The organism is Paraburkholderia dinghuensis, from assembly GCF_003837865.1.
In the GTDB taxonomy this organism is placed as follows: Bacteria; Pseudomonadota; Gammaproteobacteria; order Burkholderiales; family Burkholderiaceae; genus Paraburkholderia; species Paraburkholderia dinghuensis.
The window spans coordinates 248,335-269,171 of sequence record NZ_RQIS01000002.1 but is presented as its reverse complement, the minus strand read 5'-3'; the positions used below and the strand labels follow the sequence as shown (position 1 = coordinate 269,171).

Below are 20,837 nucleotides of genomic sequence, written 5' to 3'. Positions count from 1 at the left end.
ATCAAACGGATCCACCCTGCAGCGGTGCGCGGCGCTCAGGTCGTGCCACGTCGTCCACGCGCAATTTCCTCGCCCGCATTGGCGGGCAGGCGCATCGTCACGGGAATCGAAGCGATCGAGAACAGCCCCACGACGAGAAATGCGGGCCAGAAGTCCGACCAGACGATGCTGGGGTGGCCCTGCACTTTGTGCGAAATCTGCAGCACGATGCCCGCGATGGTCACGCCAAGCCCGAGCGACACCTGCTGGATCACGCTCGCTACGCTGGTTGCGCGGCCGATATCGCGTATCGGAATATCGGCGTAAGCGAGTGAATTGAGGCTCCCGAACTGCAGTGAAGGGAACACACCGCCGACCAGCACGATCAGCCAGATAAGCCAGTGAGGCATACCCGGAAAAAAGAGCCCGTACACAGCAATAGATGCACCTGCGAATGCGGCGTTGACGATCAGTGTGCGTCGAAATCCGAAGCGTCCAAGCACGCGCGAGATGATCGTCTTCATGAAGATCGAACCGAACGCGGAGGCGCAAGTAATCGACCCGGAAATAAATGCCGTCATTCCGAGGCCTTCCTGCAGCGCAAGCGGAAGTAGAAACGGCACAGCGCCGAGACCGATGCGAAAGAGCGAGCCGCCCGCGACGCTCGCGTTGAAGCTGGGAATGCGCAGGAAGCCCAGATCGAGCACGGGCCGCTCGACGCGCTGCGCGTAAAGCCAGTAGACCGCGAGCAGCACGGCGCCGACGACGCACATCGCCACCGTCTTTCCGAACGAGACGAGTCCGCTGCCGACGAGCGAAAGCCCGAGCATGAACAGCGACGCTCCGCCTGCGGAAAGAATGAAGCCAGGCCAGTCGAGGCGGCCGGGATGCTCTTCGTGCATGTTCGCGATGTGTCGTCTCGCAAGCCAGATGCCGAGCACGCCGATCGGGATGTTGACGAAGAAAATGAACCGCCAGTGCAGATACGTCGTGATGAAACCACCCAGCGGCGGACCGACGACCGGCCCAAGCAGCGCGGGCACAGTGAGGTAATTGACGGCGCGAATGAACTCCGACTTCGGCAGCGAACGGAAGATGATGATGCGCCCCACCGGCACCATCATTGCGCCGCCGATCCCCTGTATGAAACGCGCGGCGACGAACATCCCGAGCGACGTCGACGCGGCGCACAACAGCGAGCCCACCATGAAGATGCCGATGGCCGTGCTGAAGACCTTGCGCGAGCCAAAGCGGTCGGCCACCCAGCCACAGACCGGAATAAACACGCCGAGGCCGATCACATAGCTCGTGACGGCGAGCTTGAGGGTAATCGGACTGTGTCCGAGATCGCGGGCCATCGCGGGAAGCGATGTAACGATGACCGTCGAGTCTACGTTCTCCATGAACATCGCGCACGCGACGATGAGCGGAACGATGAAGGTGCCGAGAGCAAGAGGCATGGGCAGTAACGACAGTCAGCGAGGCTGGGTGCGACGATCCGTCATTATGGCACCGTGTTGCGAAACGTGGGTGACCCTGCAACAGATGAAGCCGCGCCCCAGAGCGGCCAGGCCGTGAAGTACCTTCGAATAACAGCGGCACTTCAAGGCCCAGGCTGCGCAAACAGTCAAGCAATCAGTCGGTCGTCTGCGTCGCGCGGCTCACGATCGGACGAAGTTGCGACAACACCGTTTCGGCTGCGCGCGTCACATCGTCGGGGAAGTCGATTTCGATCCACGGCGCGCCAGTCACGTCGGCGGTTTCGAACTCGTTGCCGCGCTCCAGCAGCAGGTCGCGAAGCGCTTCTTCGTGAGGAAGATTCGCGCGGCCCGTGTCGACATAGCCTTCGACAATCTGCGCGAACCGGCGGGCCGTGTCGTCCTTGAGACGGAAGAAGCCCTCTGATTCGCCGATGGTGTCGTATTGCAGGCCCACCGCGAGCTGCTTGCGCAGTTCGATCGGCACGCCGTCGCGCAGGCACAGTTTCACCGGCTCATCGCCGGCCTCGAAATCGCGGTCGATCAAAAGGCGGTTCGCGCTTGCGTTGCCGGCAACCAGCGGATCGAACACACGCTCCTCGTGGAGGACATCGGCGTCCATCAACAACACGTCGCCACCACGCGTGAGCGCGTCGGCCGTGCAATGAACGGTCAGCACGCTGCCCAGATTGAAACGTGGATTCAGGACGATCTCGATGCGATGCGGTCAGCCGATATGCGCAAGTTCGGCCTGTGCGCCGCGTAGTCGAGCCGGCACGACGATTCGTCGATCACGCCGAACAGCACCGTGTAGCGGCGTCCGTCGTAGTACGAGGTGTCATAGTGCCAGCCGATGTGGTCGCCCGCGCGCGTGTAGTAATAGAGCGCATACGCGTGCGGATCGTCTTCGTGCGACAGCAGCAGACGGTCGCCCGTGATCTTTTCGAGCCACGCGATCAACTGCGGCGAGCAATAAAGCTCGGCGATATAAGGTGCGAGTTCATCGATCGTATGGCGGCTCACGCTGCCGCCAGCCTTGTGGCCCGGCAAGTAGTTGCGGTTGACCTCGGGAACCAGCGCTTTGGCGGCGTCGATGAGCCGCGGCGTCGCGTCGGCTGGCAGAAAGTCCGAAAGATAAAGGAACGAGCCCTGCTGGACGTATTCGTCACGCCGCAGGGACGTGTCGATCGGGTGCAGCGCGCGGCCGATCGCATCGTCCGCCGAGCCGGGCAACGCGGTCCGAGATCCCGAAGACAGACCGGCGCCACAAGCCACTCGCCCGCCGCTGCCTCGGCCCCGGAGCCGAGACCAAAGCCCATACCAAGGAACAGCAGGATCGTGACGATGGCGTCGGCGGCGAGATCATAGAAATGGCCGATCCGGCTGGCCTTGCCGCTGATTCGCGCCAGTTCGCCATCGGTATGATCAACAAAATTCGACAAAACAATCAGGAGGCGAAGCGTGGCCAGATGGTTCGGTGTGACGCGGGTCCGGATGAGCGGCGTCACGAGACGGCGCGCGGCGCGTGCGTCCCATGTGCGCGGCAGGGGCACCCGTTTCGCGGATTATTTGGTTCCACTCATGGGGGCGAAATATAGCTTCCGTTCAAAAAACCTGCAGGTTCTCCGGAAGGCGAACGGGGCTCGCAGAGCCTCGTAAAGCCATAACGGGCAGCGATGGCGAGAGAATCTGGTCGGATCGGAAACGGGGACGAATGCGGCGGTGCCGCGAGCGGGATTACACGAACACGCGTACAGTTCAACCCTTTGCATCGCGACGCACGTTCTGTACCGGCACAGGCCACTCGCCGGAATTACAATGAAAAACTCGTTCCTTTTTGCCCTTTTACTCGCGGTTTTGCCGCTTGCAGGCCACGCGGCCGCCCTTGACGAATCGCTGACCTGCAAAGAGTCCGCGCACGACTTCGTCTCTGGCCTGATCGACCAGAAGCTGATCGGACCGGAGCCTTCCAGGGTCGAGCCCAATTCGATCAACGTTTTCTGGCCGGAGCACGGCCAGCACATGACGGCTTACGGCTTCAGCGTGTTCGCGATCGTCGCCTTCCAGCAGGACGATCCGCTGTTTCAGAGGAGCGGCGGCAAGCCGATTGCACGATCGGCCTACGGCGCGGTCGTGATCGGGAGCCAGGCCAAGGTTCAGGCGGCGCTTAACGAAGCCGGCAATACCGCGATCGTCCATCACGCAGGTCCAATGCTGACGGCAATCTTCTGCCAGCAGGACTGACGCCGCAGCGCTAGTCGATCCGGCCGAAACCACCCTCGGCCCACGCGGTCGCGCACGCCTTCGTCAGTTTGAACGTCGGCGCGACGCGCTGCTGGCCCACTTGCTCACCAAAGACGTCGAGCGCGGTCAGAACGGCATACGGTTCGTATTCGTCGGGGACGATTTCGAGGGTCACGTCGATGTCGCCCGCCGCGACGGACACACTCACTCGCTTGTGCAACATCGCGTGCAGTTGCTGTTCGTGACGGCGCAACACCTCTGTCGCGGTCTTCACGAGGGTGTTGAACGCGCCCGTGTCGAGCGGCTTGGGATTTTTCTTGTCGCGGCCCATCGTCCAGGGGCCGACGAGCGCCGGCTCCGGCTCGCCGTCCTTAATCATCTCGACGGCCCAGCCATCATCGTCCTCGTTCTTGATGACGCGCGCCGTCCAGCCGTCTTTGCGCCACAGGCGCGCGTCCTGGAGCACTTCGGCTTCAACGGTCGCGGATTCGGGGGATGTTGCGGGCAAAGAATCGGTCATGGCGGGTTCGGTCTGGTTCTGCAGGACCTGCCGTTCGAGGGCAGGCGCAGGATTTTACCCGCAAGCGCGCGCGAGCGCGGACGCCCGGCTGGTCACGCAAACCCGGTTAATGGGTTTTTAATATAGCGTGAATGCAATCGCGACAATCCGGCGCATTCCGGATTTCGAGATGAAGAATTCGAGGCCGAAATAGAACTAAAAATCCCCAATATCAAAATAAAAAAACGCGGCCCGAGGGCCGCGCAAAACAGATGAAAAAGATCACCTCTCGCTTAGAGGTGCATGAATTGTAGCGTCACGACCTCCGCTCACTGAGCATGCAATCTGGAACAGTATCTTCCAGAAAACGGAGCAAATCGGCGGGTAATATCGAGATGCCGTCATCCGAAGCCTGTCTGATGGGGCTCTTCAGATCCGTAGCACCCGCGCAACAGAATAGCGATTGGCATACCGCCTCGCATATCTCATTAAGATAAAAACCTCTTTATATGCAACACCTTAGGGAAGCATGCATATTTATTTCGATTTTTATCAAATATTGTTACACCGTAGGGCGCAAAATTTTCGGGTTACCAGATTACACTCCGCCTCGAATCGCCAGACCACGGACCTATTAATCAGATAGACATCCGTGAGATTCACAGATTCTATCCGGAGTTATAAAGCATGAAAAAAACCCTTATCCTCGCTGGCGTTCTCGGCACATTCGCCATGAGCGCACATGCGCAAAGCAGCGTCACCCTGTACGGCTCGCTCGACGCAGGTCTCGCCTACGTCAATAACGCGGGTGGCCACAGCCTGTGGGCACAAGGTAGCGGTCTGTTGTCGAACACGTACTTCGGCCTGAAGGGCGCAGAAGATCTCGGCGGCGGCACGAAGGCTATCTTCAAGCTCGAGTCCGGTTTCAACCTGAACAACGGTTCGTTTAGTCCGGGCTATTTCACCGGCAACTCGTCGGGCATGTTTACCCGTCAGGCTTTCGTTGGCCTGCAAAACAACCAGTTCGGCACACTGACGCTGGGCCGACAATTTGACTCGGTCGCGGATTACCTCACGCCGCTGGCACTAGCAGGCCAGGCAGGCGGTATCAACGTCGCGGCCCACCCGTTCAACAACGACAACATCGGCGCGCAGTTCGCGACCTCGAACGCGATCAAGTACGAAAGCGTGAATTACGCGGGCTTCCACTTTGGCGGTCAGTACGGCTTCAGCAATTCAACGCAATTTGCGAGCGGTCGCCAGTGGAGTGTCGGCGCGGGTTACGAGAACGGTCCGTTCAAGGTTGCCGCGGCTTATGACCAGATGAACAACGTAGGCACGGGTGCCAATGCGACAGCGAATTCGGGCGCCGGACTCGAGGGCCAGTCGTTCGCGTTCGGAAGCGCGGATGTACAGAGAACGGTCGGTGTAGGCGCGAATTACGCCTATGGTCCTGGCACGGTCGGCCTGCTCTGGACGCACTCGCGTCTTCAGGGTATCAGCGCTCTCACTGGAAATTTGAACGCGCGGTTCGACAATATCGAGCTGAACGGTACCTATGCGCTGACGCCCGCACTTGCTCTCGTGGGTGAGTACACCTACACGTGGAGCCGGATGACAGAGGACGGCAACAGCACGAGCCCGAAGTGGCACTCGGTCACGGTGGGCGCCGATTACGGGCTCAGCAAGCGTACCGATGTGTATCTCGCGGGTGTCTATCAGCACTCGTCGTCGGTTGACAGCAACGGCGTTTCTATCCCCAGCACTTCGATTGGCGGCATCCTGCCGTCGTCGTCGACGCAAAACCAGGTGGCTGTGACGACGGGTATCCGCCACCGCTTCTAAGCCAGGCCAGGCTGGCCTTTCCGGATCCAGCCTGATATGCGCCGCCCCTGTCCGGGGCGGCGTTTTTTTTTGCCGCCCAACGTCATTCCCCACGCCCCCTGCGCGATCAAGCCGTTGCGGTTCAGTTGGCACACCCGCATGTGCGCTTTTTTTCGCGTGTTTCCTTTCAGGCGCATTTATTTCCTTCTCGCGCTGACACGTCGCCGCGTTGCCCTGTTGCATCTTTTTACGTCCGCCGCTCCGCGAGCATGCGTATACTCATCGGCACTCACCCGCATTCACCGCTTGTGTCTTGACGACTCGCCGACCATGAATACACTCGCTCGACGCCTCCTCACCGCATCTCCTCTCGTCCTCGTTGCAGCCTGCTCATCTGCGCCTCCACCTCAAGCCGCTGCGAACGGCGAACCGATGATCTATGTGTCCTCGGCACGTTCACCTTCATCGATCGCGAATTGCCTCGAAGACCGGCTCCCGCGCGTCCATGAGTCGAAGGCGGGTAGCGCGACGGAGTTGAGCATCGGCTCGGGTTCGGACGCTTCATACTTCGTCACGCTGACGCCTTCGGGTAATGGATCGGTGATTCGCGTGACACACGGGGCGTCGCGCTCCGACGATCCGCCGGAACCGGAACTGCGATTCGACGTGGCGCGCTGCACTACCTGACGTTCGCGTGTGCATTGCCTGGAGCACCGGGTTTCGGATCGCGTGGCCGGGCGCCATGTAAAGTTCGTTGCCGCGGGAATCGTCGATTCTCCCCTGTCGCTGCGACGTTACATCTGCGAAGATTGCGGCCTTTCGATTTCTCACTCCCCGCCTCATGGCATCAGGCACCGCACATCACGCGACGGGTTGGGCCGCCGGCGTCATCGCCGCGGCAATCGTCACGCATCTGCATGTGGACGGCTTATGGCATCTCCACGTCGCCCTCGCGTTTTTCGGGGGCGCGGCAGGCGGATCGGCGCCCGACTGGCTAGAAGTTGCGTGGTGGCGCAAAAAGCGACAGCTATGGATCACCCATCGCACCTTGACGCATTGGGGCATCGGCTGGATGGCGCTGCTCGTCTGGTCGTATCACCGGCTTGGCCATCTGCCCTTCGCGGCACCGGCATTCGGCTTTGCCTGTGGCGGGGTGATTCATCTGCTCGCGGACTGGCCGAATCCGCTTGGCGTACCGTGGGTCATCCAGCGGCATTCGTTGAACTGGTGGAAAAGCGGACGCTGCGACCTCATCGTGGTGGGCGCGTCGTGGGTCGCCGCCTGGTTCTTCGCCGTACATGGCGTACCGCATGGCCTGCCGTTCACGCCCTTGCGACGACTGGTCTCATAAGGGGTTGCGAGACGAATTCGGGCCTGGCACGTGCAGAGCACCGAGTCTGGAACGCCCTTCCGGCTGTTGGCGTCAACATGCCAGTACGCGAGGACGATTCGTCAGTCATACCAGGTAATCTGTAAATGCGCGCTGACCTGACGGCACGAACATCGTGCAGGCGCAGACAAATCACTTCATCACCCGGTTCAGCTCGATGCCTGTCGCAGCTCGGGAAAAATGGTGAATTTGCGTCGGGATAGAACGCATCCCGATCGACACACCCACGGAGAGTCGGAACGGGGATCGTGCAAACGAGCACCCCCGGTTCCGCCAGGAAACCTGTTCAATCGAGCTTGAAGTCGATGCCCTGAGCAAGCGGCAACGCAGTCGAATAGTTGACGGTGTTCGTTGCGCGGCGCATGTACCCCTTCCACGCATCCGAGCCGGACTCACGGCCACCACCCGTTTCCTTTTCGCCTCCGAAGGCACCGCCGATTTCCGCGCCGCTCGGCCCGATGTTCACGTTCGCGATGCCGCAATCGCTGCCCGACGCGGAAACGAAACGCTCGGCTTCGCGCAGGTCGGTCGTGAACACACACGACGACAAGCCATGTGATGCCCCGTTGTTCGCGGCGATGGCCTCGTCGAAATCGCGATACTTCATGATGTAGAGGATCGGAGCGAACGTTTCCTTCAGGACGATCTCGCTCTGTCCGGGCATTTCGACCAGTGCGGGCTCCACGTAGTAGCCGTTCGGCTGGCCATCGACGCTGATCCGCTGACCGCCAGTTACCTTGCCGCCCTCAGCCTGAGCACGCTGCAGCGCCGCCTGCATGCGCTCGGACGCCTGAGCGTCGATTAGCGGGCCCATCAGCGTGCCCGCGTCGAGCGGGTTTCCGATCGGAACCTTGGCGTAAAGCTGTTTGAGACGGCTCACTGTGTCGTCGTAAACGCTCTCGTGCACGAAGAGTCGGCGCAGCGACGTGCAACGCTGTCCTGCCGTGCCCACGGCGGAAAACAGAATCGCCCGCAGCGCGAGTTCGCGATCGGCACTCGGCGTGACGATGCCGCCATTGTTGCCGCCGAGTTCGAGAATCGCGCGACCGAAACGCTGCGCGACGGCCACGCCGACCGCGCGACCCATCTCGGTGCTTCCTGTCGCGCTGACGATCGCCGTACGAGGATCGGCGACGAGCTTCGCCCCAACGTCACGGCCCCCGATGACGAGTGACACGAGTCCCTCAGGCGCATCCCCGAACGTTGCGAGCGCGTCGACCATGAGGCGCTGAACGGCGAGTGCAGTCAGCGGCGTCTTCTCCGAGGGTTTCCAGACGACAGAGTCTCCGCACACGAGGGCAAGTGCGGCATTCCAGGACCAAACGGCCACCGGAAAATTGAACGCGGAAATGATGGCGCAGACACCCATCGGATGCCAGCTTTCGGCCATGCGGTGACCGGGGCGCTCGGAGGCGATGGTGAGGCCATAAAGCTGCCTCGACAGACCGACCGCGAAGTCACAGATATCGATCATTTCCTGGACCTCGCCCAGACCCTCCTGGAGGATCTTGCCAGTCTCAAGCGATACGAGACTGCCGAGCGCCCGCTTATGCTCGCGCAACCGCTCGCCAAGCAGCCGAACGAGTTCCCCGCGGCGCGGCGCCGGAACGTCGCGCCACTTGAGAAACGCCGCGTGCGAATGGGCCAGTGCGGCGTCGACGTCGGAAGCCGCCTGGCTCGCTACGCGGCCAATCACCTCACCGGAAATCGGCGATCGAACCTCGACATCGCCCGCACCAGCCAGTTCGAGGATGCCGAGATCGGCAAAAATGCGTGAAGCGTCCATGGCGAGCCCCTAAATTTCCGATAAGAAACATGCTAAGGTTCGCCGACTATACACGCAGCCCCGCCAGGCTACAAGGCGGGAAAAGCCCAACCACCATAGTGGATACGAGGCACAGCATGCAAGTCACGTGCTGCCTTGACGGACGGATCACGGAGCACTGACCGCAGCCATATTTCCTTTCGGAAATTTTCGGGCGCTTTCGATTCCCCGGGCAACCGGGCCAGAATCGCCCGCCGCAGATCAACCTTGACCAGAGCGTATGCTGGCACACGGGGTTCGAAGAACGCGCTAACGACCGTAGCCGTGCTGCCCATCGGCATCATCGTGGCCCCGGCCCGAGTCCGCCTGCCGCCCCTGTCTGATGCTGCCCGCGCCCGGCGAACCTCCGCGACCGCCGCCACGCTCCTGCGCGTCTACGTGCGCCGAATGGCCACCGTCGCGCGGTGGCGGATCGGCGCGGCGGCGATCATAGCCATCACGATACCCACCGCCGGAGAATTCGACAGCGCCATACGGAGGCGCATAACCATAGGCCGGTACCGCGTCGTAGACCGGTGCACCATAGTATCCCTGCTCATACGCGCCATAGCCGGGAGCCACCACGCAGCCGGTCAAAGCCAGAACTACACCTACCACCAGCGATCGTTTCAACATGTCGATTCCGTGCTTTACCTGCGCCGGGTCTACAGTGATCTGTTGACCCGGGGCCCGCATCGTAACAGCAGGCTTCGCCACAGACGAACAATGCAAAGAACTGGTTAACAAAATCCAGTGTCGATGCTGGATGAAAACGCGGCGCGAGCAGACGACGTTCCACTCGAAAATCGTCGCCCAGCAATCCGCTCAAAACGTTAGCCAAACGGACGATGTTTCTGAAAGTCAGCGGTTTGATATGATCGGAAACACTGATCCCGTCTTGCGTTTCCGATGCTCTCATCATGGACACCCTGCTAAACCAACCGGCCGGATCGTCGACTGCCGACCTTGGGCGCCGCGTTCGCGCTGCGCGTGTCGCGCACGACCTGACTCTCGATACCGCGAGTCAACTATGCGGTGTGTCGCGCTCCACGCTTTCGAAGATCGAGAATGGCATCATGTCGCCGACGTTCGACGTTCTCCAGAAGATCGTCGTCGGCCTGAAGATCGATCTGGGCGAATTGTTCGGATCGGCGCCGAAGCAAAATGCAGGGGGCCGGCGGGCGCTCACACGCCGTGGCGCCGGTCAGCGGCACGCTTATCGCGGATACGAGATGGAATTGCTCGCCACCGACCTGGCTCACAAGGCAATGCTGCCGTTTCGCATCCGCATCACCGCCCATTCGCTCGACGCATTCGACGACTGGGGACGACATGAAGGCGAAGAGTTTCTCTACGTGATTAGCGGCAGCGTGTGCCTTTACTCGGAGCTTTACGCACCTACCGAGCTCGAAGCTGGCGACAGCCTCTACTTCGATAGCCGCACTGGCCACGCAGCCATCTCCACGAGCAAGGAGGACGCCGAAGTGCTGTGGATGTCCACGAGTGCGGCCACACGCGGTGTGGTGCAGCAAGCGCAGCCGGCAACGAAGCCCGCTCGCACGAAATCGAAACCGGCCGCGAAGTAGGCAATCAGCGCAACGTCGGCCGGCTAGCGCTTGCGGCCGCGCGGCCGCTTCGGTGCCGTCGGGCCTTCGCGCCGCGAGTCCGCTGCGGCAGCGTCGGCAGCGTTCCGTGCCTCGCGTTCGAGTGCGGCACGTTTTACCGCATCGATTAACGCACGGCCTGCCGGAGATGGCTGCGTATCGGTCCGCAAAATCAGCCCGACTGGCTCCTCGCTGCCCGCGGGCGGCATCGGCAGGCGCACCAATGCGCCTTGCCGCAAATCGTATTCGACCGCCCCGGCCGGCACGAACCACACCGCGTCGTTCTCGAGTGCGAGCGAGCGGCCGACCGAAACCGACAGCATCTCAACGAAAACCGACAACGGCTGGGCGCCCCACGCGGCCAGCAGGCTGTCGGCGGCCTGGCGAATCAACGTGCCAAACGGCGGCAAGACGAGCGGAAATTGAGCCAGTTGTGCCGGCAGCCCGCCGCCCTGCTCAAGCGGATGCCCTGCCCGCACCACGACCGTGAGCGGCTCGTTGTAGAGCAGTTCGAAACTCAGGCCCACCATGCGCTCGGGGTCTGCGAGGCGGCCGATCGCAACGCTGATCGCCCCTGATTTCAGCCGCTCCAGCAACTCCGCATTGGCGGCCGTCAGAAGCCGCACGCTCACGCGTGGCCATTGCCCCGCAAAGCGACGCAGCGCCGCCGACAATACGTCGGTCGCGACGGTCGGCAACACGCCCACGTCGAGCGTTGCCGCCACGGCCCCTTCGCCGCGCGCGAGCAATTCGACGCCCTGGCGCAGCGCACTAACGCACGCACTCGCGTGCGGCATGAACAGGTGCCCCTCACGCGTCGGCACGGCGCCGTGCCGTCCGCGCTCGAAAAGCCTCACGCCAAGCACGGACTCGAGCTCGGCAATCGTCTTCGATACGGCCGGTTGTGTGATCGACAGACTTTCAGCGGCCTGCTGCACGCTGCCGAACTGGGCGACCGCCAGAAAGCACTGCAGATGGCGAAATTTGACGCGAGCGTCCGCGAGCCGATGTTGCATAACGATCCGTTATACGAAGCGCGAAAAAACGTCATTTTGCATAACTTTCCGGCCCAGATAAAGTCGCGTCATCAACTTGATGCGGCGGATCGCCGCGCCGAGGCCATCCTAACAAACCAGCCAGGAGACAACCCATGGACGAGTCTGTCCTGTCGCCGCGCGACTTCGATTCACATCCCGCCTACGTTCACCCGGCGTACCGCTCGTCGGTCACGCGCGGACCCACACGTCCGCTGATTCCACTAAAGGAAAAATTGTGCAATCAGCGCGTGCCCGTGTACGGCGCAGAAGATCTCGGCCCGCTCGACCACGATCTCACCCGCAACGCGGCGCGCAACGGCGAGCCGCTCGGCGAACGCATCATCGTCGCGGGCCGCGTGCTCGATGTCGGCGGCAAGCCGGTGCGCAACACGCTCGTCGAGATCTGGCAAGCAAACGCCGCTGGCCGCTACGTTCACAAGACGGACCAGCACGACGCCCCGCTCGACCCGAACTTCCTCGGCGCGGGACGCTGCCTGACCGACAATGAAGGCCGCTATCGCTTCCTCACGATCAAGCCGGGCGCGTACCCCTGGGGCAATCACGCCAACGCGTGGAGGCCGAATCACATTCACTTCTCGCTGTTTGGCGAGTACTTCGGCTCGCGCCTCGTTACGCAGATGTATTTCCCGGGCGACCCGCTGCTCGCACTCGACCCGATCTTCCAGGGCACGCCCGAACATGCGCGCGATCGTCTGATCTCGCGTTTCTCGATCGACACCACCGAAGACAGCTACGCGCTCGGCTACGAATTCGACATCGTGCTGCGCGGTCCGAACCAGACCCCCACGGAGCGTTGAATCATGGCACTCAAGGAAACGCCCTCGCAAACCGTCGGCCCGTATTTCGCCTATGGACTCTGCCCGCAGCAATACGGTTTCGATCTGAAGAGCCTCTTTACGCCAGATGTCGTAGCTCCGGAAACACCCGGCGAGCACATCACGTTGATCGGCAACGTATACGACGGCGCAGGCCACGCCGTTTCGGATGCGATGCTGGAATTCACGCAGGTCGATGCGAACGGCCAGTATCCCGCCTCAAGCGAGCAAATCGCGGCGAGCGGGTTTCGCGGTATGGCACGGGTCGGCACCGGCACGGATCCGCAGCAGCGCTTCGTCATCCGGACGGTCAAACCCGGACGCGCTCAAGCTGACGAAGCACCCCATCTAAACGTAACCGTCACGATGCGCGGACTGCTCACGCATGCCTTCACGCGAATCTATTTTGATGACGAGGCAGCAGCCAACGTATCGGATCCCGTACTCGCGTCGGTACCCGAATCGCGTCGTGCCACGTTAATCGCCAGACGCAGCGAGCAGGCCGGAAGCGTGATCTATCGCTTCGACATTCACATGCAAGGCGAAATGGAGACTGTGTTTTTCGACGTCTGAGGCTTGCAAGGCGTTCCACTAGCCTTTCCCATCCGGAAGTGGAACCCGTAGTCGTGCACGGCGAGGCCTGCTAAAAGCAGGCTTCTCTTTTACCCGGCGCAGTTTGCTGCCAGGCCACGCGTCAGGCCAGCGGACGTATACCGATCAGGAATCCGTGCAGCCAGAATGCAAATACGGCCCAGCCCACCAGCCCGATCACGACGACCAATGCGTCACGCGAAGCAGTCGCCTCCGGATAAACCACGCCGGCCTCGCGATCGCGACGGCGTTCGCTTCGGGTATCGAGCAGCGACCACACGAGAAATACGCCGAACAATACGATGGCATTAAGCGTCCCATTCGCGAGCAGGTGCGCGAACGCCCATAGCGCCACGCCGCAAAGAAACGGGTGGCCGAGGACACGCTTGAAATGATTGCCGCGAACATAAGGCGCGGTGAGAAAAATGAAAGCAACCGCGGTGAGGAGCGCGGTGACATGGGCCATCCAGAAAGGCGGCGTCCACACCGCGACGGGGTCGCGGCGCGCGAGTCCATAACCATACACAGTCAGCACGATACCCACGAGGGAAAGCGTCGCATAAACGGCACGCCAGCCCTGCATGCCGAAGCGCTCGATCTGCGCCGCACGCCATGGCGCGGCAACCATGCGAATGGAATGCACGCCGATGAAGAGAATCAACCCCAATACGAGAATCGCCATTTCAGGCTCCTTGTGTCAGGAAGGACTGGATTGGCTGGCATTGTCGCGCAACTAAATAGCGCGGCCAATCGAAATGGTCAAAGGCCGCTCATATGTAATGCTTAATTGGTATAAACGCGTACAGCAGATTTGTGCAGCGCACAGTTAATCCGCATTTATCGTGGGTTAAGAAACTTTTAAATCATTGCTGAAAAAATACGGAATACCCGAAAGGCGCAGTCCGCCGTTCAGGCACATAACCCACATACGATTGACGCGCGGCCGCGGCCTGCCCGGCGTGCTGATTAGCAGCGAAAATGCTCGATATCCTGTCCTGCGTGAATGTAACGCAGGAGCCATGGCGGCATTTCGCCTTCGCCATTCCACGTATTCCCGTAGGCATCGCGATATTTCGGTTGCCGTTCACTTTCGGCAATCGCCGTTTCAAGATCTTCTAGCGTAATGCCGTACTCTTCCATGCGGCGTCTAATCCACACGATGAGCCGTTCGCGCGCCTCTCCATCGAGGTCGAACATTGGATAGTTCCTCTCACTTCGCCAAGGATGCGAAGTCGGTTCAAATCGAAACGTCTGCACTGAAAAGGTAAAGGCTTCGCGCCACACGGCGAAGCCTTGCTGCACTGATGAGGTGGCCGGGAAAGCGAATAAGCGAATCCGTGACCAGATCGGAGGGGAACTGCATATCCACTGCTCCGCTCGCCAGAACTGGCCACCGCAGATGAGCGGCCTCTTGCTGCAAGCGGAGCCCATCATACCGTGCGCTTGCCGCACAGATCAAGCGGTTTCATGGCGGCGAGCCCCGTGGCGCGGGGCCGCGCCGCCATTTAACGCGAAGTCACAGATTACCGAGCCGAATACCGCGCCGCGTGCCGGTTCGGCGGCCGGGTCTCCTCGCGCGGGCCGGCCGCTTCGTTCACCACGCGCGAGAGCACCGGAGCAAGCGCGACCCCCGTATGGCTCGCCGTCACCTTCACGAGCCCTTCAGGATCGGCCGCGGCCACGATGGTTCCGCCGCCTGTACCGCCCTCGGGGCCGAGGTCGATGATCCAGTCGGCCTCGGCAATCACGTCGAGGTCGTGTTCGATCACGACCACGCTATGGCCAGCATCCGCGAGCCTGTGCAGCACACTGATCAGCCGCGCCACGTCGGCCATGTGAAGGCCGACGGTCGGTTCGTCGAGAACGTATAACGTATGAGGTGCCTTCTGGCCACGCCGCGTGATGTCATCGCGCACCTTGCTCAGCTCCGTCACGAGCTTGATACGCTGCGCCTCGCCGCCTGAAAGCGTCGGCGACGGCTGGCCCAGCGTCAGGTAGCCAAGCCCCACGTCTTTCATCAATTGAAGTGGATGCGCGATATTCGTCATAGCCGCGAAAAACTCGACCGCTTCGTCGATCTCCATCGTCAGCACTTCGCCGATATTGCGGCCGCGCCACGTGACGGCCAGCGTCTCCGGATTGAAGCGCTGTCCGTGGCAGACATCGCACGGCACCTTCACATCCGGAAGAAAACTCATGCCGATCGTGCGCACGCCCTGTCCCTCGCATGCCGGACAACGCCCATCGCCCGTATTGAACGAGAAGCGCGATGCACTATAGCCGCGTGCGCGCGCTTCGAGCGTGTCGGCAAAGAGCCGGCGAATCGCGTCCCAGACGCCGATATAGGTCGCCGGACACGAGCGCGGCGTCTTGCCGATCGGCGTCTGGTCGACTTCGAGCACGCGGTCGATGCTCTCCCAACCGGTGATCGAATCGCACCCGAGCCACACGTGCGCGACTTCGAGCTTCGGCTTCACCGCGCTGCGCGCGAGCACGCTGGCACGCTTTGCGGCGGCAGAGGGCGCGTCCTTTTGCGTGGCCTTGCGCGCGCGCCGCTCCGCCGGCGACGAGAGCACCGAACGCCCCACGGCGTCGAGCAGATTCGAGAGCAGCACGTCGCGCGCGAGTGTCGACTTGCCCGAGCCGCTCACGCCAGTAATCGCCACGAGCCGCCCGATTGGAATCTGCGCCGTGACGTCACGCAGGTTGTGCAGCTTTGCGCCGTGTACCGTGAGCCATTGTGCGGGCACCGCCTCGGCGCCAGCGCGTGCCGGTCTCACTTCGCGACGCGCCTGCAATGGATGCACGATCGGCTGCGCGAGATAGCGGCCGGTCAGCGAATCGGGCTGCGCCGCGAGATCGGCGACACTGCCCTGCGCGACCACGCGTCCGCCTCGCTTGCCCGCGCCGGGCCCGATATCGATGATGTGGTCGGCACGGCGAATTGTGTCCTCGTCGTGCTCGACCACGACAAGCGTATTGCCCTTTTCACCGAGACTGCGCAACGCATTGAGGAGGATCTGATTGTCGCGAGGATGCAGACCGATGGTCGGTTCGTCGAGCACGTAACACACGCCCTGCAGATTGCTGCCGAGCTGCGCAGCGAGCCGTATGCGCTGCGCTTCTCCACCGGAAAGACTCGGTGCGGCACGGTCGAGACTCAGATAGCCGAGACCCACTTCCTCGAGGAACTGCAGGCGGCTGCGAATTTCGCTCACCACGTCGCGCGCAATCTGCGCGTCGCGTCCGCTGAGCTTCAGCGCATCGATCCAGCGGCGCGTGTCGGCCACGGTCCACTGCGCCACGTCGACGATCGGATGCGCATCGAACGTTACGGCGCGCGCCGCCGGATTCAGACGCGTGCCGCAGCAGTCCGGGCACGGCGCATCGCCAACTCCTTCGGGCTCCTGCTCATCCGAGGGCAGCGTTTGCTCGCGGCCGCGTCCATCTTCAGCGACGATCGTGTCGTCATATGCCGCACGCTGCTCGCGCGTCAGTGCGAGACCCGTCCCCACACACGTCGTACACCAGCCATGCTTGCTGTTGTACGAGAACATACGTGGATCGAGCTCGGGATAGCTCGTGCCGCAGACTGGACACGCACGCCGCGTCGAAAGTACCTTGACTGTTCCGACGCGCGCCGTCGAGCCGCCATTGCCAAGCGTCCGCTCAAGCCCGTCAAGCGGTGCAAGCAGATGGACGATGCCCTTACCGGCCTCCAGCGTCGCATCGAGCAACTGACGCAATTGCGCCTCGTTTTGCGGCTCGATCATGAGATCGCCGACGGGCAGTTCGATGGTGTGCTCACGAAAGCGGTCCAGCTTCGGCCAGGGCGCAACCGGCACGAACTCTCCGTCCACACGTAGATGCGTGTTGCCGCGCGCCTTCGCCCATTTCGCGAGATCGGTATAGACGCCCTTCCGGTTCACGACGAGCGGCGCTAGCAGACCGACATGCTGTCCGCGATGTTCGCGCAGCAATTGCGCGACGATGGCATCGACGCTCTGCGACGTGACCGGCGTGCCGTCGTGAATGCAGTGCTGCACGCCGAGCTTCACGTAGAGCAGCCGCAGGAAGTGCCACACTTCGGACGTCGTCGCAACCGTGCTCTTGCGTCCACCGCGCGAGAGGCGCTGCTCGATCGCGACGGTCGGCGGAATGCCATACACGGCGTCAACTTCGGGTCGCCCCGCCGGCTGAACGATCGACCGCGCGTAGGCATTCAGCGATTCGAGGTAGCGGCGCTGGCCCTCGTGAAAAAGGATGTCGAACGCGAGCGTGGACTTGCCCGAGCCGGATACGCCCGTGATCACGTTGAAGCGTCCGTGCGGAATATCGACGTCGAGCGCCTTGAGGTTGTGCTCGCGCGCGTTGACGATGCGCACCACGTCCTCGCCCTGCACTTCCCTGCGCGCCTTCGCTGCGCGCAGGGCCGTCTGCAACGCGACACCCTCTTCTTCCGCGATGAGCGGAGCCCCAGCCGTGCCGAGCGCCGTCTCGTAGCGCTCCAGCGCGGCACCCGTGTGCGAGCGGGGACAGGCGATCACATCTTCAGGCGTGCCCACGCAAACGACTTCGCCGCCCGCGTCGCCGCCTTCCGGCCCGAGATCGATCAGCCAGTCGGCGGCGCGGATCACATCGAGATTGTGCTCGATGACGAGCACCGAATGACCGCTGGCGAGCAGCTTCCCGAACGCGCGCATCAGCTTCGCGATGTCGTCGAAGTGCAGCCCCGTGGTCGGCTCGTCGAACATGAAGAGGCGTCCACCTGCGGTCGCATCCTTACCGCGCGACTGTGAGGTTTCGGCGAGATAGCCCGCCAGCTTGAGACGCTGTGCCTCGCCGCCCGAGAGCGTCGGCACTGGCTGCCCGAGTTTCACGTACTCCAGCCCAACATCGACGATCGGCTGCAGAACACGCAATACTTCGGCTTCCTCACTGAAACACTGCGTCGCTTCGCTGACGGTGAGATCCAGCACGTCCGCAATCGAAAGCGCCCGGCCCGCGCGTTCGATCTTCACTTCCAGCACTTCCGCGCGATAGCGGCTGCCGTCGCAGTCGGGGCAACGCAGATACACGTCACTCAGGAACTGCATTTCGATGTGTTCGAAGCCCGAGCCACCGCACGTCGGGCAACGGCCCTCGCCCGAGTTGAAACTGAACATTCCTGCGGTATAGCCGCGCTCTTTTGCGAGCGGCGCCTTGGCAAACAGCTTGCGGATCTCGTCGAATGCGCCGACGTAGCTCGCCGGATTCGAGCGGGCCGTCTTGCCGATCGGCGACTGGTCGACGAACACGGCGTCGCTGATCTGCTCCGCTCCGCGCAAATCGCGATAGAGACCCGGTGATTCGGTGGCCTTGCCGAGATGCCGCGCCAGCGCCGGATAGAGGACATCCTGCACGAGCGTCGATTTACCCGAGCCCGATACGCCCGTCACTACAACGAGACGTTGCAGCGGAATCTGCACCGTCACGTCTCGCAGGTTGTGCTCGCTGGCCCCTTCGAGCAGCAGGCCCGGTGTAGAGGTATCGACGGCGCGCCGCGCCCAGTGCGAGGCGTCGGCGACAGCGCGATGGCCGCCCAGATACGCGCCGGTCAGCGTGCCGGACGAACGGATGTCGTCGGGTGTGCCGTCGTAGACGATCGTGCCGCCGCGCTCGCCCGGCCCCGGGCCCATGTCGATCAGGCGGTCGGCGGCCAGCATCACCGAGGGATCGTGTTCGACGACGACGAGCGTGTTACCGGCATCGCGCAGCCGCTGCATCGCCTCGACGATACGGTTCAGGTCGCGCGGATGCAGGCCGATGCTCGGTTCGTCGAGCACGAACAGCGTCTTCGTGAGTGAGGTGCCGAGCGCAGTGGTCAGGTTGATACGCTGCACTTCGCCGCCAGAAAGTGTGCGGCTCTGCCGGTCCAGCGTCAGGTAGCCGAGCCCCACGTCGCAAAGATACGCAAGACGCGTGCGAACTTCGGCAAGCAGCAGTTTCAGTGCATCGTCAAGCAGTGCAGATGAAAGTGAGAGGTTGTCGAAGAAGCGACGTATCCGCTCGATCGGCAGCAGCATCACGTCGTGCAGCGTGAGGCCGGGCGCTGCTTCGAGCTGCGCGCGCGTCCACTCGACGCCACGCGGCATGAAGCGCGCAGCGCTCGCGAGGACTTCATCTGCGTTTTCTTTGGTGCCGAGGCGCCACAACAGCGCCTCCGTTTTCAGACGCGCGCCGCCACAGGTTTCGCACGGTGTGTAGCTGCGGTACTTCGAAAGCAGCACGCGGATGTGCATCTTGTACGCCTTCGACTCCAGATACTGGAAGAAGCGTTTGACGCCATACCATTGCGTCTGCCAGTTGCCGCGCCAGTCCGGCGTGCCGTTGATTACCCAGTCGCGCTGCGCCTGGGTCAGTTCCGACCACGGCGTATCGCGCGGAACATCGGCCTTGGCCGCATAGCGCATCAGGTCGTCCTGGCACTCCTTCCACGCGGGCGTCTGCAGCGGCTTGATCGCGCCGCCACGCAGCGTCTTGCGCGCATCGGGAATCACGAGCCCCCAGTCCACGCCGATCACGCGGCCAAAGCCGCGGCATGCGTCGCACGCGCCATAAGCCGAATTGAACGAGAACAGCGCGGGCTGCGGATCGGCATAGCGCAGATCGCTGTCCGGACAATGCAGGCCAGTCGAAAAACGCCAGATCGCCGGTTCGGGGTTCGCCTCACCATCCGCGGTCGGCAACACATAGACGTTCACGCGCCCGCCGCCGCGCTTTAGCGATGCTTCGATCGCCTCGACGACGCGGCTCTTCTCCGTGTTTCGCAAGCGAAACCGGTCGGCGACCACATCGAGCACCTTGCGCGAACCCTCGGCCGTCTTCACTTCGCGCTGTGCCTGCACGCGCGTGTAACCGCTCGCGGAAAGCCACTGCGTGACCTCTTCGTCGGTGGTCGTATCAGGCAGTTCGACGGGGAACGTCACCACCAGACGAGGATCGTCCGCCGCAGCACGCACGCGCAGTTCCGCGTAGATCGTTTCGGGCGTGTCGTGACGCACCGGCTGGGCCGTGACGCGGTCGAACAGATTCGCAGCGCGCGCGTACAGCAGCTTCAGGTGGTCGTTCAGTTCGGTCATCGTTCCGACCGTCGAACGCGAACTGCGCACCGGGTTGGTCTGATCGATGGCGATGGCAGGCGGCACGCCGTCGACGCGATCGACCTGCGGCCGGTCCATGCGATCGAGAAATTGGCGCGCGTAAGCGCTGAACGTCTCGACATAGCGGCGCTGCCCCTCCGCGTAGAGGGTATCGAAGACGAGGCTCGACTTGCCTGACCCGGAAGGACCCGTCACAACCGTCATTTCGCCGGTATGCAGATCGAGGTCGAGGTTCTTCAGGTTGTGCTGGCGGGCACCACGGATGCGGATGGTTCGGTTTTCGCTCACTTGCGCTGGCTTTCCGGCTGATCACACGGCGGGGACCGGGCGGCGCGGCCCGGCAACTCTTAGTGCGGCCTAGCCGGACGTCGCCCGGACTGCACCACACTGACGGGTTCAGATTCTACTG

15 protein-coding genes and 3 pseudogenes are annotated in these 20,837 nt (G+C 62.4%); 7 read left to right on the top strand and 11 right to left on the bottom strand.

What is annotated here, in order from left to right:
- Window positions 1-35: 35 nt before the first annotated feature.
- From D1Y85_RS04070 to D1Y85_RS04055, 4 genes and pseudogenes are all read right to left on the bottom strand, one after another.
- A complete protein-coding gene (locus D1Y85_RS04070; protein ID WP_124149750.1) occupies window positions 36-1,439 on the bottom strand; it encodes an MFS transporter in 1,404 nt (467 codons plus the stop codon).
- A gap of 175 nt (window positions 1,440-1,614) precedes the next feature.
- Window positions 1,615-2,184 (bottom strand): annotated as a pseudogene (locus tag D1Y85_RS04065) (phosphocholine cytidylyltransferase family protein); the annotation flags it as partial.
- A gap of 17 nt (window positions 2,185-2,201) precedes the next feature.
- A pseudogene (locus D1Y85_RS04060) lies at window positions 2,202-2,666 on the bottom strand (HalD/BesD family halogenase); the annotation flags it as partial.
- Between the two features lie 41 nt (window positions 2,667-2,707).
- Window positions 2,708-3,010, bottom strand: a pseudogene (locus D1Y85_RS04055) (CDP-alcohol phosphatidyltransferase family protein); the annotation flags it as partial.
- A 265-nt stretch (window positions 3,011-3,275) separates the two neighbouring features.
- Here D1Y85_RS04055 and D1Y85_RS04050 point away from each other — a divergent pair.
- Window positions 3,276-3,701, top strand: coding sequence for a hypothetical protein (locus D1Y85_RS04050; protein ID WP_124149749.1), 426 nt, complete (start codon window positions 3,276-3,278; stop codon window positions 3,699-3,701).
- 10 nt (window positions 3,702-3,711) lie between these two features.
- Here D1Y85_RS04050 and D1Y85_RS04045 read toward each other — a convergent pair whose 3' ends face one another.
- Window positions 3,712-4,221: a hypothetical protein gene (locus D1Y85_RS04045; RefSeq protein WP_124149748.1), complete on the bottom strand. Its 510-nt coding sequence runs from the start codon at window positions 4,219-4,221 to the stop codon at window positions 3,712-3,714.
- Window positions 4,222-4,887: 666 nt separating this feature from the next.
- Here D1Y85_RS04045 and D1Y85_RS04040 point away from each other — a divergent pair.
- The 3 genes from D1Y85_RS04040 to D1Y85_RS04030 all read left to right on the top strand — a co-directional run bounded on the left by D1Y85_RS04040 (window position 4,888) and on the right by D1Y85_RS04030 (window position 7,375).
- Window positions 4,888-6,045 (top strand): porin, encoded by a 1,158-nt coding sequence (locus D1Y85_RS04040; RefSeq protein ID WP_124149747.1) that lies wholly within the window; start codon window positions 4,888-4,890, stop codon window positions 6,043-6,045.
- 309 nt (window positions 6,046-6,354) lie between these two features.
- Entirely contained in the window at window positions 6,355-6,711 is a 357-nt protein-coding gene (locus D1Y85_RS04035) for a sugar ABC transporter ATPase (protein ID WP_124149746.1), read from the top strand.
- Between the two features lie 154 nt (window positions 6,712-6,865).
- A complete protein-coding gene (locus tag D1Y85_RS04030) occupies window positions 6,866-7,375 on the top strand; it encodes a metal-dependent hydrolase (RefSeq protein ID WP_124149745.1) in 510 nt (169 codons plus the stop codon).
- 325 nt (window positions 7,376-7,700) lie between these two features.
- On the opposite strand, the gene amaB is transcribed toward D1Y85_RS04030, so the two are convergent.
- Entirely contained in the window at window positions 7,701-9,200 is a 1,500-nt protein-coding gene (gene amaB, locus D1Y85_RS04025; protein ID WP_124149744.1) for an L-piperidine-6-carboxylate dehydrogenase, read from the bottom strand.
- Window positions 9,201-9,488: 288 nt separating this feature from the next.
- Complete coding sequence (locus tag D1Y85_RS04020; RefSeq protein ID WP_185218894.1) at window positions 9,489-9,854, bottom strand: hypothetical protein; 366 nt, start codon at window positions 9,852-9,854, stop codon at window positions 9,489-9,491.
- A gap of 284 nt (window positions 9,855-10,138) precedes the next feature.
- Here D1Y85_RS04020 and D1Y85_RS04015 point away from each other — a divergent pair, with 284 nt between their 5' ends.
- Window positions 10,139-10,804, top strand: coding sequence for a helix-turn-helix domain-containing protein (locus D1Y85_RS04015; RefSeq protein ID WP_124149743.1), 666 nt, complete (start codon window positions 10,139-10,141; stop codon window positions 10,802-10,804).
- 23 nt (window positions 10,805-10,827) lie between these two features.
- Here the strand turns inward: D1Y85_RS04015 and pcaQ are convergent, their stop codons facing one another.
- Window positions 10,828-11,838 (bottom strand): pca operon transcription factor PcaQ, encoded by a 1,011-nt coding sequence (gene pcaQ, locus D1Y85_RS04010; protein WP_124149742.1) that lies wholly within the window; start codon window positions 11,836-11,838, stop codon window positions 10,828-10,830.
- 134 nt (window positions 11,839-11,972) lie between these two features.
- Here pcaQ and pcaH point away from each other — a divergent pair, with 134 nt between their 5' ends.
- Both pcaH and pcaG read left to right on the top strand, forming a co-directional pair.
- Entirely contained in the window at window positions 11,973-12,677 is a 705-nt protein-coding gene (gene pcaH, locus D1Y85_RS04005; RefSeq protein WP_124149741.1) for a protocatechuate 3,4-dioxygenase subunit beta, read from the top strand.
- Complete coding sequence (pcaG, locus tag D1Y85_RS04000; protein ID WP_124149740.1) at window positions 12,678-13,268, top strand: protocatechuate 3,4-dioxygenase subunit alpha; 591 nt, start codon at window positions 12,678-12,680, stop codon at window positions 13,266-13,268.
- Window positions 13,269-13,389: 121 nt separating this feature from the next.
- Here pcaG and D1Y85_RS03995 read toward each other — a convergent pair whose 3' ends face one another.
- The 3 genes from D1Y85_RS03995 to uvrA all read right to left on the bottom strand — a co-directional run bounded on the left by D1Y85_RS03995 (window position 13,390) and on the right by uvrA (window position 20,716).
- Window positions 13,390-13,968, bottom strand: coding sequence for an NnrU family protein (locus D1Y85_RS03995; protein ID WP_124149739.1), 579 nt, complete (start codon window positions 13,966-13,968; stop codon window positions 13,390-13,392).
- 284 nt (window positions 13,969-14,252) lie between these two features.
- Complete coding sequence (locus tag D1Y85_RS03990) at window positions 14,253-14,483, bottom strand: H-NS histone family protein (RefSeq protein ID WP_124149738.1); 231 nt, start codon at window positions 14,481-14,483, stop codon at window positions 14,253-14,255.
- 326 nt (window positions 14,484-14,809) lie between these two features.
- Window positions 14,810-20,716 (bottom strand): excinuclease ABC subunit UvrA, encoded by a 5,907-nt coding sequence (uvrA, locus tag D1Y85_RS03985; protein ID WP_124149737.1) that lies wholly within the window; start codon window positions 20,714-20,716, stop codon window positions 14,810-14,812.
- Between the last annotated feature and the right edge of the window lie 121 nt (window positions 20,717-20,837).